Source organism: Yinghuangia seranimata, assembly GCF_029953285.1.
In the GTDB taxonomy this organism is placed as follows: domain Bacteria; phylum Actinomycetota; class Actinomycetes; order Streptomycetales; family Streptomycetaceae; genus Yinghuangia; species Yinghuangia seranimata.
This window is the reverse complement of the sequence record NZ_JASAOI010000002.1, coordinates 405,506-418,309: the sequence shown is the minus strand read 5'-3', so window position 1 is coordinate 418,309 and position 12,804 is coordinate 405,506. Positions and strand designations below refer to the sequence as shown.

Genomic DNA, 12,804 nt, shown 5'->3' with positions numbered 1-12,804 from the left:
GCGGCATGACAGAAACCGTGGTTTCCCGCCCGGCCGGAGGCGCCGGGACCGTTACGGAGCGGCCCGCACGGGGCCGTGCGGGGCTGTTACTGGCGACCGTGCTGACCGGGCAGTTCATGGCGCTGCTCGACGTGTCGGTGGTCAACGTGGCGGCTCCGACGATGCGTTCGGACCTCGGCGCGTCCGGCTCGTCGCTGCAGCTGATCGTGGCCGGCTACACGATCGTGTACGCCGCGCTGATCGTCACGGGCTCGCGGCTCGGCGGCATGCTCGGCTACCGGCGGATGTTCCTGGCCGGGCTCGCGGTGTTCACGGGCGCTTCGCTGGCGTGCGGGCTCGCGCCGGGCACCGGCTCGCTGATCGGGGCGCGCGGGGTGCAAGGCGCGGGCGCGGCGCTGATGGTGCCGCAGGTGCTGTCGGTGATCCAACGGCAGTTCCAGGGCGAGGCGCGCGCGAAGGCTCTCGGCCGGTACGCGGCGGTGATCGCCGGCGGCGCGGTGGCCGGGCAGATCCTGGGCGGCGTGCTGGTCAGCGCGGACCTGTTCGGGCTGTCGTGGCGGCCGGTGTTCCTGGTGAACGTGCCCGTCGGGCTCGTCCTGCTCGCCGTGGCGCCGCGCGTGATGCCGGACGACCGCGCCGAGGCCGCCCGCGGCCTGGACCTGCGCGGCCTGCTGGTGGTCTCGCCCGCGCTCGTACTGGTGGTGGTGCCGCTGGTGCTCGGGCACGACCAGGGCTGGCCCGTGTGGGGCTGGGTGTGCATGGCGCTGGGGCTGCTGTTGTTCCCGGTGTTCGCGCGCGTCGAGCAGGGCGTGGCGCGGTCGGGCGGCGCGCCACTGGTGCCGGGGCATCTGCTGCGGACGCGCGGCGTCGTGGCGGCCGCGGTGACGCTGCTGCTGATGATGGCGTCGTACGCCGGGTTCCTGTTCACGGTCGCGCTGTACCTGCAGGGCGGGCTGGGCTATTCGGCGCTGCACGCGGGGCTGGTGTTCGTACCGCCGGCGACGCTGTTCGCGGTGGTCAGCCTCAACTGGCAGCGGCTGCCCGCGCGGTGGTACCCGACGCTGCCGGCGGTCGCGCTGGTGCCGGCGGCCGCGGCGTATCTGACGCTGGCGTGGGCGCAGCACGAGGACGCCCCGCAGCTCGCGCTGATCGGCACGCTGATGGCCATCGGTCTGACGCTCGCGGCGGCGTTCAGTCCGGTGATGGCGCTCGGTCTGCGGCGGGTTCCGCCGGCCGACGCGCCGGACGCGAGCGGGATCCTGGCCACAGTGGTGCAGTTCGGCCAGGTGGTGGGTGTCGCGGTGTTCGGGACGGTGTTCCTGGAGGCCGGCGGCGGTCCGGGCAACGCGGGATGGGTGACGGGCGTCGGCCTGGCCTCGGCGGCGTTGCTGGCGGCGGTGAGCGCGCTGGCGCTGCGGCGAAGCTGAGGGACTGCGGCGCGGCTGAACTCACCGGCGCCGCAGGGCTCGGCGGCGCGCGGCCGGCTGTGCGGCAGTCGGCCGCGCGCGCCAGACCGACACGTTCGACGACGTGGTCGCGGACTGTGAGGTGGTCGCCCACCGACCGGCATGAACGGGCGGGAGGTCCGCACAACCCGCCCAAAAGCACGGCAATTGGGGTGGTGTGGCGCGGCGGCCGGGCGCACAATCGCTCTGGGGAGCGCGGCTGGGGGCGGCTGGGGGGCGGCGGTGCGGACAAGGGGACGGGTCTTGGGAACGCCGGGTCGGCGTGTACGGGTCACAGTCACGCCGGTCAGGCGTGCACAGGTAGTACGCACGCCCGTCAGGCGTGCCCAGGGCATGCGCCGGTGGACGGTCCTCGCCGCGGCTGCGGTGCTGGCCGCCGGATGCATGGGCGGCGGCGCGCACCAGGCCGCCACGTCGTCCTCCGCCGGCCCGCAGGAGAAGACCACCGCTCCCACCGGCACCCGGACACCGACGTCGGCCGAGCCCGCCCCGGAGACCCCGCTCGGCGACCGGGCGGTACGGCTGGTGCGCGCCGTGACGCTGACCCCGAAGGACTGGGGTCCGGGCTATGTGCCGCAGCAGGAGTACGAGGACGAGTCGCTGACCCGGTACTCCTTCGGCGACAACTGCAAGGCCGCCGCGGACGGCGTCACGCCGGGCGCCGTGGCGGCGATGGCCCGCTACACCTACCTCCCCGACGGATCAGGCGGCGAACGGGTGTTCGCCGTATCGGTCGCAACCGCCTATCAGGACGAGGACGCCGCCCGGGCCGACTTCGAGCAGGTCCGCGCGGACGCCGAGCGCTGTCCCGCGCAGACCCTGTCCAACGGCGAACGCGTCACCAGCATCCGCGTCGTCGACGCCGCGAGCGTGCTCCCGGACGCCGACGAGTCGGTCGCGGTCGAGGCCACCTGGGTCGCGGCGGACGGCGACCGCAACGGCCCCTACGTATGGGTCGTCGCCCGGCGCGGGACGGTGACCGTGAGCTCGCTCGCGGTCGACCTCAGGCCCCCGACGGAGTCGTCCACCGAGGACCTGGTGGTGCGCGGTGTCACGCTGATGGTGACCCGGGTCAAGCAGGAACTCCCCAAGGGCTGACGTCCCCGCGCGTGGCGTACCTCCGTTACGACACGGTGCGTTAGCGGGAGATCCCGTCACTCCCCCGCAGGCGCGCCCAGCCGCTTGGCGTACAGAGTCGTGGCGCGCAGCGTGCCGCGCGGGTCCGTGGCGAAGTCGGGGATGCTGCCGCAGTGCAGCCAGCCGCAGTTGCGGTACAGGTGCTCGGCGTCGCTGTCGGTCTCGGTGTCGAGGACGAGGAGAGTCAGCCCCTCCGCTTCGGCGCCTTCCTCCGCCGTGGTCAGCAGACGTCGGCCGAGGCCGGTGCCGCGGGTGTCCTTGCGGACCATCATCTTGACGACCTCGCCGCGGTGCCGGCCGTTGGGCTTGTCGGACGGCCGCACCTGGACGGTTCCCACCACCCGCTCATCCGCGCCGAACGCGGCCCACACCCATGCGCGTCCGCCCGCGATGTCGTCGGCGTGCGTGAGCCACCAGCGCCGTGCCTCGGCGTGGTCGAGGTCGGCGAGGAAGCCCAGCGACGCGCCGTGCGCGACGGTGTCGACGAGCATGTCGGCAAGCGAGTCGACGGCGGCGACCAGGTCGTCGGCAGTGAGCCGGGTGACGCGGTACGGACTCGGGACGGACGGGGCGGACGGGGCGGTCATGGTGGGCGGGCTCCCCTCGCGATGCGCGGCCGGTGCCCGCCCATCCCATCACCGACGGCTGCCGCCTCCGGCGTCGGGGGTCGTCATGAGTCCGGGTAGTGCAGGGTCGCGTCGAGTCTGGCGGTCTGGTGGGACAGCCGTTTGACGCTGACGACACGGGTGAACTCGGGCGCCGCGAGCTCCAGCCAGGCGGCCTCGCCGTTGCCGATGGTGCGGATCTGGTTGGTCTGCACCCAGGTGCCGCGGCCGTCGGCGACGTCGATCCGGACGCTCACCTTCTCCCCCGGCGGCACGTAGTCGGCGGAGACGTTGATCCACGCCGAGCCGGGCACGGCGGTGAACACGGTCGCCGAGTCGTCGCCGACGACGCTCGGCACGGTCTTGGAGACGAGGGCCATCTTCCTGCTCCTTGAGGTCGCTGGCGTGCCGCCGGTGCCCCCGGCCGGACGAACGGCGGGCGAGGTGCCGACGCGTGGCCCGCCGCGCGGGTCGTGCGGGTCGGCGGTGGGCGGTCCGGTGTCCGTGAAGCGCGGCGCGAAGTAGCCGGTGATGCGCGAGTCGGTGCGCTGGTAGGTGTGCGAGTAGACGCCGCGGCCCTGCCCGCCGTCGCCGCCCGCGGGCAGCGTGTTGCCGCCCTTGGTGGTGACCGTGGTGGGGGTGAACGCGACGACGATCTCGGTGTGTGAGCCGTCCCTCCAGTTCATCCAGGCGCCGAGGCTGGGGTATTCGGACCACTGGCCGCGGGCGCGGGCCCACTGGGTGAAGGAGTCGACGTTGTCGGTCTTGGGGACGATGCCGGTCAGCCCCAGGTCGTCGTACATGCACCATTCGAAGATGACGCACCAGGCGACGCCGTCCTCGCCGAACTGGCGGCCGAAGCGCGTGTGGTTGTCCCAGCCCTCCTCGTCGTCCCAGTGCTCGTAGTCGCCTTCGGGGACGGACAGCACGTGGGCGACGAGGCGCTCCCACGCCGGTCTGTCGTCGGCCGGGGGCGGGGCGGCCCGGGCCCCCGGCACCGTTGGGGTGGCCGAGGCCGGCGGCGGCACGCCTCCCTCGGGCCCGGCCGACGGCGCCGGGACCCGCACCCACGCCCGCAGTTCCGCCTCGCTCCCGCCGAACACGTCGGTGTCCAGCGGGTCTTCGGTGTGCTGGTGGAAGCGCCACGCGGCGCGGATGCGCGGCGCGCCCGGCTCGGTCTCGTAGTCCGCGATCCACAGGAAGTCGCCGCACTCGTCGTCGGTGCGGAACCACCAGTCGCGGTTCGTGTACATCCCGACCTTGTGGTTCGGGTAGCGCGCTTTGACGGCGGCGAGCCACGCGTTCTTCCGCCGGGTGCACTCCGCGTCGTCGACGCCCTGGTCGTACGGCTCGAAGTCGAGGACCAGCAGCTCGTCTTCGGGCACGTCGCCGACGGCGCCGCAGAAGTGCGCGACCTCGTCTCCCACGTCGTTCTCCGCGTGGAAGAAGTGGTAGTAGCCCACGACGAGGCCACGGGCGCGCGCGGCGGCCTGCTTCTCCCGCCAGTTCAGCTGCGCGGTGTGCGCGCCCTCGCTGGCCTTGATGAACACGAACGACGCGTCGCCCGGGATCCCGGTCTGGTAGTCCGATACGTCATAGCCCTTGGCATACGCCATGGCAGCCCCCCGACTGACAGCGCACCCGGGGCACCACGGCCACCGGGCACGGAAGTTCCGATGGCGAAAAGTCTTCCGTGCCCGGCCCCGCCAGGGCCAGCGAATCGGGCCAGATACCTCCGAAAGGGTCAACGCACCCGATGGTTGTTCATGTGTTCGAGCGGATTTCCGCCCGCTGAACCAAGGCGCCTACTTGTCGCAGGCGATCCCGTCGCCGTCGCGGTCCAGGTGCCGGCTGTACCCCGGCTGCCCCTCGTACAGCGGCGCCGCACCGGCCGCCTTGGCCTCGGCGCACGTGCGGTAGAAGACGAAGGTCGGGAACCCGCCGCCCGGCTTGGTGGGCTTGCCCGTCGGGAACGGGAACGGGTCGCCCGGGTCACGGGTCGGCTGCGCGGTGGTGCGCGTCGGGCTCGGCGGCGCGGGCGTGTCGGGCTGGGTGGGCTTCGCCGTCGGCGCGCCGCTGCACGTCTCCTTGGTGAGCACGGCGCCCAGGTCGACCTTGTCCTTCGGGCTGGACGGGCCCGGTTTCGGGCTCTGGTCGCAGACCTTCCACTTGGTGTCGCCGGCGGGCGTTCGGTTCTGGCCCAGCGCGTCGTGGAACCCGATATCGGCGAAACCGGCCGCCTTGACGGCCTCGGTCGCCGCGGCGAGGTCCTTGCCGACCAGGTCCGGCATGTTGATCGTGGGCTGGACGACGCCCTGGCCGGCCGCGGTGTCCTTGGCGGAGGGCTTGGGCTTGGCGTCCTTGCCGGATCCTCCGCCGCTGCACCCCGACACGGTCAGGGTTCCTGCCGCCACGAGGGCGAGGGCTATGCGTGCGGCGTGTGTGCGCATGATGGGTGTCTCCTGGGAACGGCTCGGCTCCCGGAACCCTAGCGACGCGCCACCCGTACGAGCGTACGAACCCCGGAATGCGGGATTCCGTGACACGGCTGGGACGACCAGAACGGCTGAATCACCGCAGGCCGGACATGATCCACCGGCCGAAAGGCCGGGATGCGACGATCAAGCCATGCCCCGTTCGCGCACTCTGGCCGTCGACTTCGACGGCGTCATCCACGCCTACTCCCGCGGCTGGCACGACGGCACGATCTACGACCCGCCGCTGCCGGGCGCGTTGGACGCGCTGCACCTCCTCCTGGCCGACGACGCGGTGTTCGTGTTCACCACCCGCGCCGTCGACCAGGTCGCCGAGTGGCTGAACGAGCGGGGCGTCCCGGCGAAGGCGGACACGACGCGGGCCCGCAAGTTCTGGAACACCCGCGGCACGGTGCTGGTCACCAACCGCAAGCTGGCCGCGCACGCATACCTGGACGACCGCGCGATCCGCTTCCGCGACTGGCAGCAGGCGCTGGCCGAGCTCGCGGCCGTCGGACGCGCGGACGAGGACGCCGCTTCGAGCAACGCCCCGGACACCCCCTCCGCCGCGGTCCGGCTCGCCCGCATCGCCGAGGCGCACACCCGCACGGACGACGGCACCTGCGCGGAGTGCGGCCACCGCTGGCCGTGCCCGACGTACGGCTGGGCGACGCTCGGCGGCTGACCCGCCCCCGACAGCACCGCACGACACCCAGAGGCCCGGCCCCCGCCGGGCCTCCCCTTTCGCACGCCCGAAGATAGTTGTAGTCTCATAACTGTTATAGATTCTGAACTATCTCGGGAGACCTCCATGCCTGAGTCCACCCCCCGCAGACGAGCGCTGATCCTGGCGATCTGCTGCATGAGCCTGTTCATCGTCGGCATCGACGCCACGATCGTGAACGTCGCGCTCCCCGCCATCCAGGACGACCTGCACGCCCCGGTCTCCGGACTGCAGTGGGTCGTCAACGCGTACACCGTCGTCATGGCGAGCCTGCTGATGCTGGCCGGCTCCACCGGCGACCGGATCGGCCGCCGCCGCACCTTCCAGACCGGACTCGCGCTGTTCACGGTCGGCTCACTGCTGTGCAGCCTCGCGCCCGGACTCAACTGGCTCATCGCGGCACGCGTCGTCCAGGCCATAGGCGGCTCGATGCTCAACCCGGTGGCGATGTCGATCGTCACGAACACCTTCACCGACCCGGCCGAACGTGCCCGCGCCATCGGCATCTGGGGCGGCGTCTTCGGCCTCAGCATGGCGCTCGGCCCGGTGGTCGGCGGCGCGCTCGTGGGCACGGTCGGGTGGGAGGCCGTCTTCCTGATCAACATCCCGGTCGGCATCGCCGGGATAGCGCTCGCGCAGCGCTACATCCCGGAGTCCCGCGCCGAGCACGCGCGGCGCCCCGACCCCGTCGGCCAGGTCCTCATGATCGTGCTGCTGGCCTCCCTGACGTTCACCCTCATCGAGGCGCCCGGCGTCGGCTGGACCGCGCCGCGCACGATCGCCGGGCTCGCCGTCGCGGCGGCCGCGCTGATCGTGTTCGTCCGCTGGGAGTCGCGCCGCACCGAACCGCTCATCGACCCGAGGTTCTTCCGCAGCGTGCCGTTCGCCGGCGCGACCGTCACCGCCGTGTGCGGGTTCGCCTCGCTCGGCGCGTTCCTTTTCCTCAACACCGTGTACCTGCAGGACGTGCTCGGCTACAGCGCGGCCAAGGCCGGCCTCTACACGCTGCCGGTCGCGGCGATGACCGCGCTGTTCTCCCCCGTGTCCGGACGCCTCGTCGCCGCCCGCGGCCCGCGCCCGTCGCTGCTGATCGCGGGAGCCGCCATCGCCGTCGGCGCACTGCTGCTGACCGGCCTGAGCGACGACACCTCGACCGCCCAGCTGATCGCCGCGTACCTCGTGCTCGGCCTCGGCTTCGGGATGATCAACGCGCCGATCACCAACACCGCCGTCTCCGGCATGCCCCGCAGCCAGGCCGGCGTCGCTGCGGCCGTGGCCACCACCAGCCGGATGACCGGCCAGTCGCTGGGCATCGCCGTCATCGTCTCCGTGGTCGTGTCCTCCGTGGGCGGCCCGCTGCACGACGGTTTCGCGGCCGCCAGCCACGTCGGCTGGTGGATGATCACCGGCTGTGGCCTGGCCGTCGTCCTGCTGGGTATCCTCACCACTGGCCCGGCGGCCGCGAGGTCGGCCGCCCGCGTCGCCGCCCAGCTCAGCCCGACGGAATCCAGGACGCCGATCCCCACACCATGAACGACGACGAGCAACGCGCAGCCGCCAGCCGGGTCTTCGCCCGCATGCGGCGCCTGGTCCTGGAGTCCTCCGACCGCCGCCGCGAGGTCATCGACGCCACCGGCATGAGCTTCGCCCGCAGCCGCGTCCTACGCCGCCTCGCGCGCGGACCGATGCGGATGAGCGAACTGGCGGCCGAGATGGTCACCGACAAGCCGTACATGACCCTCCTCGTGGACGACCTCGAACAGCGCGGCCTCGTCACCCGCGCCGTCGACCCCGACGACCGCCGCGCCAAGCTCGTCAGCCCCACCGAAGCAGGCCACGAGATCGCCCGCCGAGCCGAAGCCATCCTCGCCGAGCCCCCGGCCACCCTCTCCCGCCTGACCCCCGACGAACTGGCCGCCCTGGAAACCCTCCTGGCCAAGATCGACGACTAGCGCACGAACGAGGGCCCCTCCGCTGCTCCCGCAGACGGAGGGGCCTTCGTCAATGCCTCTTCCGATGCATCGACCGAACGGTGTTCACGAGCGGAGGGTGCGCGATTCGAACGCGCGCCCGGTCTCCCGGGGCTTCCGCTTAGCGGGCGGACCCATTACCAGCTCTGGCAACCCTCCTGGTGCTGGCCTGGCAGGAGTCGAACCTGCGACACCCCGGGTTGGAGCCGGGTGCTCTGACCTCTGAGCTACAAGCCAATGCCCCCGAATGGACGGGGGGTGGTACGTCGCGGAGTGCGTCCCCGTGCTCAACGCCCGCGTGGAACAAGGCTAAGTGGGTGCCGCGTTGGGGGCGACCGGGTTTTCACCGGAGCGGCACGAACGCGAACGAGGGCCCCTCCGCTGCTCCCGTAGGCGGAGGGGCCCTCGTCATACCGGCCTGGTCAGGCCGGGGTGTGGGGGGTCAGGTCGGACCGGCGCGCAGGTCAGCCGGTGTAGGAGACCTGGAGTTCCTTGATGCCGTTGATCCAGGCGTGGCGGAGGCGGCGGGCTTCGCCGACCTTGCGGATGTCGGGCATCGCGTCGGCGATGGCCTCGAACATCAGGTTGATCTCCATCTTCGCGAGGTTGGCGCCGAGGCAGAAGTGCGGGCCGCCGCCGCCGAAGCCCAGGTGGGGGTTCGGGTCGCGGGTGATGTCGAACTTGTCGGGGTTCTCGAACACCAGCGGGTCGAAGTTCGCGGAGCTGTAGAAGATGCCGACGCGCTGGCCTTCCTTGATCTCCTGGCCGCCGAGGATCGTGTCGGCGGTGGCGGTGCGCTGGAAGGACATGACCGGCGAGGAGTAGCGGACGATCTCGTCGGCGGTGGTCTCCGGGCGGGTCCGCTTGTAGAGGTCCCACTGGTCGGGGTTGTCGAAGAACGCGAGCATGCCGTGCGTGATCGCGTTGCGGGTGGTCTCGTTGCCGGCGACCGCGAGGAGCAGTACGAAGAAGCCGAACTCGTCGGAGGACAGCGAGCCTTCAGACTCGGCGGCGACGAGCTTGGAGACGATGTCGTGCGCGGGGCAGGCCTTGCGGTTCTCGGCCATGCCCATCGAGTACATCATGACCTCGGCGGCGGCGGCCGGGCCGACGGAGGAGTCGGACGCGTACTCGGGGTCGTCGTAGCCGAGCATCTGGTTCGACCACTCGAAGATCTTGCCGCGGTCCTCCTGCGGCACGCCGATCAGCTCGGCGATGGCCTGGAGCGGGAGCTCGCACGCGACCTGCGTGACGAAGTCGCCGCTGCCCTCCTTTTTGGCCTCGTGGACGATGCGGGCGGCGCGCTCGGTGAGGGTGTCCTTGAGGGCGTTGATGGCGCGGGGGGTGAAGCCGCGCTGCACGATCGAACGCAGCCGGGTGTGCTCCGGCGGGTCGATGTTGATCATGATGAGCTTCTGGGCGTCGATGGAGCCGATGTCCATGCCCTCGGCGAAGCGGATGATCGCGGTGTTGCGGTTGGTCGAGTACAGCTCCGGCTTGGTGGACACCTCCTTGACGTCCGCGTGCCGGGTGACCATCCAGTAGCCGTCGTCGCCGAAGTTGGAGACCTCGGGCGTCTGCGGGACCCACTTCACCGGCGCGGTCTGGCGCAGCTCGGCGAACTCCTCGAGCGGGAGGCGCTCGATGTACAGGTCCGGGTCGGTCGGGTCGAAGCCTTCCGGGAGAACCGGACACGTCATGGGAGCCTCCTCGGGCGGGGTGTACAGGTGCTGGGGCGGTACGGGGTGGTGCGGGGTCTGAGCGGTCGGGCACGGGCGACGGCGGCCGGTGCCGCAGGCTGGGACGGAGCCGGCGGACCCGGTGCCGCGCCCTCGGACGCCGCGGCGGTTCCGCCGGGGCGTTCGAGAGGCGTCACTCGGACGCGGCTCTGGTCCGCCTCGGCGACAGCAGCCTGCGGACGATGTCCAGCAGGACGCCGCGCAGTTCGTCGTCGGGCAGGTGGGGGAACGTGGCGACGGCGGCGTAGATGCCGCCCATCGCGACGGTCGCCGCGACCCGGAACTCGATGGGGCGGTCGTTGTCGTCCAGGACGCTGCGTACTCGTTCGGTGATCGACTCGAGGCGCGGCCTGATCGCGGGGTGCGTGCCCACCGACACATCGCGGTCGAGGACGACGGCGAGCGTGCGGTAGCGCATCAGGAAGTCGACGTAGCCCTCGAACAGCACGCGCTGCCTGACCGCCTGCCCCTTGCGGCGCTCGGCGGTGTCGAGGACCCGGTCGAGGTCGTTGAGGGCGGGGCGCAGCAGCGCGTCGAGGAGCTCGTCCTTGGTGCGGAAGTGGTAGTACAGCGCGGCCTTGGTGACGCCGACGCGGTCGGCGATGGCCTGCAGCGAGGTGCCGGCGAAGCCGTGCTCGCCGAACAGCTCCACGGCTGCGGAGAGCACCTTGTCGTAGGTGTCCTCGAGCGCCGGTGCGGCCATCGTCCCTCCCCTCGCGGTCTGCTGCGGTGTGTCGCCCGCCGCATGAACGTACGTCGAAGGCTGCCGAATGACAAGCGTGATTGGGCATCAGTTTTTGTACGCGGCCCGGTGTTTTCGGGGTTTTCGGCTTGCCGCTTGGCAAGTGAGACAGAAGGGTCCGCACAGTCTCGCGGAAGGTTTCGCCCGAAGGGAGGGATGGAGGCGAAGCGACGTCGGACACAGGTAGTCGCATAGCGCGACCCTTGTCATGCCGAGGGCCCGGTGGCACCCTGCGCACGCCCACGTCCAGGCTCCGCCCAGGAGGCGCCATGACCGCGACCCAGGACCACCCGGCGACCGCCGACGCCCGGCTGCACACGGGGGTGGACGACGGCACCGCGACCGGCCCGGTCGACCCGTCCGCGGGCCTGGTCCGGGTGCCCGCCCACCGGTACACGTCGGCCGAGTTCGCGGAGCTGGAGCTGCGGCGGTTGTGGACGCGGACCTGGCAGCTCGCCTGCAGCGTCGACCATGTCGCCGAGCCGGGCGACTTCTTCGAGTACCGGGTGGGCCCGTACGCCGTCGTCGTCGTGCGCGACGACGAGGGTGTGCTGCGCGCGTTCCAGAACGTGTGCCGGCACCGCGGCAACAGCCTGTGCTCGGGCGCGGGTTCAGGCCTGACCGAGCTCAAGTGCGGCTATCACGGCTGGACGTGGGACCTCGCGGGTCAGCTGCGCCGGGTCCCCGGACGGAAGGGGTTCGGCGGGCTGAAGCTGTCCGAGTTCCCGCTGCTGGCGGCGCGCGTGGACACGTGGGGTCCGTTCGTGTTCGTCAACCTCGACCCGCAGGCGGACGCCCTCGACACGTACCTGGAGGCGGTGCCGGAGGACGCGGCGTGGGCGCGCGTCGAGGAGTTCCGCTGCACGGCGACGGTGGTCGGCGACGTCGCGGCGAACTGGAAGACGGTCGTGGACGGGTTCAGCGAGACGTACCACATCCAGACGCTGCACCCCGAGCTGATGGGCAACATCGACGACGTCAACGCGCCGCAGCGGCTGTGGGGCCACACCGGCAAGTCCGAGCAGCTGTACGGCCTGGCCAGCCCGCGCATCAAGGCCGGCCTGTCGGACCAGGAGGTGTGGGACTCCTTCGTCCTGACGCAGGGCCAGCGGATGGGCGTGACGGAGCCTGGCCCGGTGCCGCCGGTCCCGGAGGACGCGACGCTGCGGGACGTGATCGCCGAGCGGATCCGCGCGCACGTGGCGGCGTCCGGCACCGACCTGTCCGGTTTCGACACCGACCGGATCATGCGGCTGCACCAGTACCAGCTGTTCCCGAACTGCTCGGTGCTGCTGACCGCCGACACTCTCAGCGCCCTGGTGGCCCGGCCGGGGCCGACGCCGGGGACCGCCGAGATGGGCATCTTCGCGTTCCGCCGCGCGGCGGGCCCGGACGCGCCGTACCGCCGGCCGACGGACCTGCGCGTGGCGTTCGAGGACCTGGACCTGGGCTACGTCCTCAACCAGGACGCCGCGGTCCTGGCCGGTGTCCAGCGCGGGCTGAACCAGCCGGGGCTGACCGAGCTGGTGCTGTCGCAGGAGGAGAAGCGGGTCATCAACACGCACCGGAACCTGGAGCGCTACCTGGGAATCGGGCCGAAGGACTGACCGGCGCCCCCCGCCGGGGGCCCGATCCCCCACGCGAAGGGTAATGGCGCGTTCAAGCCTCGGCGCGGCATGATGCGGTGCACAATCGGGCCGATGGCCGACCGGCGTCGTCCGGCGCGGCACGGCGCCCGGGTGTGTGCACAGACGCCTGACGACGACCGGGGGGATCCTCCTTCATGCCCTGTCCCACGTGCGGTGGCCCGATCACGGGTGCCGGCCCCTGCCCGAACTGCGGGACACCGCAGCCTCAGGCGGCGTACGGCGTGCCTCCCGGGGCCGTGCCCCCGCCGCCCCTCGCACCGGGAATGCCTCCCGGCGCCCCCGCGATGGCGCCGGGTTA

Annotated in this window: 11 protein-coding genes and 2 tRNA genes; 6 read left to right on the top strand and 7 right to left on the bottom strand. The window is 71.9% G+C overall.

Translation table 11 applies throughout. From position 1 onward, the window contains the following. Window positions 1–5: 5 nt before the first annotated feature. Together QI554_RS02090 and QI554_RS02085 are read left to right on the top strand one after the other, a co-directional pair. Complete coding sequence (locus tag QI554_RS02090; protein WP_281465110.1) at window positions 6–1,427, top strand: MFS transporter; 1,422 nt, start codon at window positions 6–8, stop codon at window positions 1,425–1,427. A gap of 372 nt (window positions 1,428–1,799) precedes the next feature. After that, window positions 1,800–2,564 (top strand): hypothetical protein, encoded by a 765-nt coding sequence (locus QI554_RS02085; RefSeq protein WP_281465108.1) that lies wholly within the window; start codon window positions 1,800–1,802, stop codon window positions 2,562–2,564. 56 nt (window positions 2,565–2,620) lie between these two features. Here the strand turns inward: QI554_RS02085 and QI554_RS02080 are convergent, their stop codons facing one another. The 3 genes from QI554_RS02080 to QI554_RS02070 form a co-directional block, all read right to left on the bottom strand. Further along, entirely contained in the window at window positions 2,621–3,190 is a 570-nt protein-coding gene (locus tag QI554_RS02080; protein WP_281465106.1) for a GNAT family N-acetyltransferase, read from the bottom strand. An 83-nt stretch (window positions 3,191–3,273) separates the two neighbouring features. Continuing rightward, window positions 3,274–4,824 carry a glycoside hydrolase family 25 protein gene (locus QI554_RS02075; protein ID WP_281465104.1) on the bottom strand — a complete coding sequence of 517 codons (1,551 nt, stop codon included), beginning with the start codon at window positions 4,822–4,824 and terminating at the stop codon, window positions 3,274–3,276. A 189-nt stretch (window positions 4,825–5,013) separates the two neighbouring features. Beyond that, a complete protein-coding gene (locus QI554_RS02070; RefSeq protein WP_281465102.1) occupies window positions 5,014–5,658 on the bottom strand; it encodes an excalibur calcium-binding domain-containing protein in 645 nt (214 codons plus the stop codon). 178 nt (window positions 5,659–5,836) lie between these two features. Here QI554_RS02070 and QI554_RS02065 point away from each other — a divergent pair, with 178 nt between their 5' ends. The 3 genes from QI554_RS02065 (at window position 5,837) to QI554_RS02055 (ending at window position 8,358) form a co-directional block, all read left to right on the top strand. After that, window positions 5,837–6,367 (top strand): hypothetical protein, encoded by a 531-nt coding sequence (locus QI554_RS02065; protein WP_281465100.1) that lies wholly within the window; start codon window positions 5,837–5,839, stop codon window positions 6,365–6,367. Window positions 6,368–6,493: 126 nt separating this feature from the next. Next, the gene (locus QI554_RS02060; protein WP_281465098.1) at window positions 6,494–7,939 is read left to right on the top strand and encodes an MFS transporter; all 1,446 of its coding nucleotides are present in this window, start codon (window positions 6,494–6,496) and stop codon (window positions 7,937–7,939) included. Then, window positions 7,936–8,358 (top strand): MarR family winged helix-turn-helix transcriptional regulator, encoded by a 423-nt coding sequence (locus tag QI554_RS02055; protein WP_281465096.1) that lies wholly within the window; start codon window positions 7,936–7,938, stop codon window positions 8,356–8,358. Before QI554_RS02060 ends, QI554_RS02055 begins: the two co-directional genes overlap by 4 nt. A 91-nt stretch (window positions 8,359–8,449) precedes the next feature. Here QI554_RS02055 and QI554_RS02050 read toward each other — a convergent pair. The 4 genes from QI554_RS02050 to QI554_RS02035 form a co-directional block, all read right to left on the bottom strand. Beyond that, window positions 8,450–8,535: transfer RNA gene (locus QI554_RS02050), tRNA-Ser, on the bottom strand. 5 nt (window positions 8,536–8,540) lie between these two features. Next, window positions 8,541–8,613, bottom strand: a tRNA-Trp gene (locus QI554_RS02045). 227 nt (window positions 8,614–8,840) lie between these two features. After that, window positions 8,841–10,076: a cytochrome P450 gene (locus QI554_RS02040; RefSeq protein WP_281465094.1), complete on the bottom strand. Its 1,236-nt coding sequence runs from the start codon at window positions 10,074–10,076 to the stop codon at window positions 8,841–8,843. 172 nt (window positions 10,077–10,248) lie between these two features. Then, window positions 10,249–10,818: a TetR/AcrR family transcriptional regulator gene (locus tag QI554_RS02035; protein ID WP_281465092.1), complete on the bottom strand. Its 570-nt coding sequence runs from the start codon at window positions 10,816–10,818 to the stop codon at window positions 10,249–10,251. A 308-nt stretch (window positions 10,819–11,126) separates the two neighbouring features. Between QI554_RS02035 and QI554_RS02030 the strand changes: the two genes are divergently transcribed. Then, entirely contained in the window at window positions 11,127–12,464 is a 1,338-nt protein-coding gene (locus QI554_RS02030) for an aromatic ring-hydroxylating oxygenase subunit alpha (protein ID WP_281465090.1), read from the top strand. Window positions 12,465–12,804 lie beyond the last annotated feature (340 nt).

Excerpts from the sequence above, each read along its gene's own strand:
- QI554_RS02080 (WP_281465106.1), bottom strand. The coding sequence starts at position 3,190 with ATGACCGCCCCGTCCGCCCCGTCCGTCCCGAGTCCGTACCGCGTCACC.
- QI554_RS02085 (WP_281465108.1), top strand. The coding sequence starts at position 1,800 with ATGCGCCGGTGGACGGTCCTCGCCGCGGCTGCGGTGCTGGCCGCCGGA.
- QI554_RS02070 (WP_281465102.1), bottom strand. The coding sequence starts at position 5,658 with ATGCGCACACACGCCGCACGCATAGCCCTCGCCCTCGTGGCGGCAGGA.
- QI554_RS02030 (WP_281465090.1), top strand. The coding sequence starts at position 11,127 with ATGACCGCGACCCAGGACCACCCGGCGACCGCCGACGCCCGGCTGCAC.
- QI554_RS02035 (WP_281465092.1), bottom strand. The coding sequence starts at position 10,818 with ATGGCCGCACCGGCGCTCGAGGACACCTACGACAAGGTGCTCTCCGCA.
- QI554_RS02065 (WP_281465100.1), top strand. The coding sequence starts at position 5,837 with ATGCCCCGTTCGCGCACTCTGGCCGTCGACTTCGACGGCGTCATCCAC.
- QI554_RS02090 (WP_281465110.1), top strand. The coding sequence starts at position 6 with ATGACAGAAACCGTGGTTTCCCGCCCGGCCGGAGGCGCCGGGACCGTT.
- QI554_RS02075 (WP_281465104.1), bottom strand. The coding sequence starts at position 4,824 with ATGGCGTATGCCAAGGGCTATGACGTATCGGACTACCAGACCGGGATC.
- QI554_RS02060 (WP_281465098.1), top strand. The coding sequence starts at position 6,494 with ATGCCTGAGTCCACCCCCCGCAGACGAGCGCTGATCCTGGCGATCTGC.
- QI554_RS02040 (WP_281465094.1), bottom strand. The coding sequence starts at position 10,076 with ATGACGTGTCCGGTTCTCCCGGAAGGCTTCGACCCGACCGACCCGGAC.
- QI554_RS02055 (WP_281465096.1), top strand. The coding sequence starts at position 7,936 with ATGAACGACGACGAGCAACGCGCAGCCGCCAGCCGGGTCTTCGCCCGC.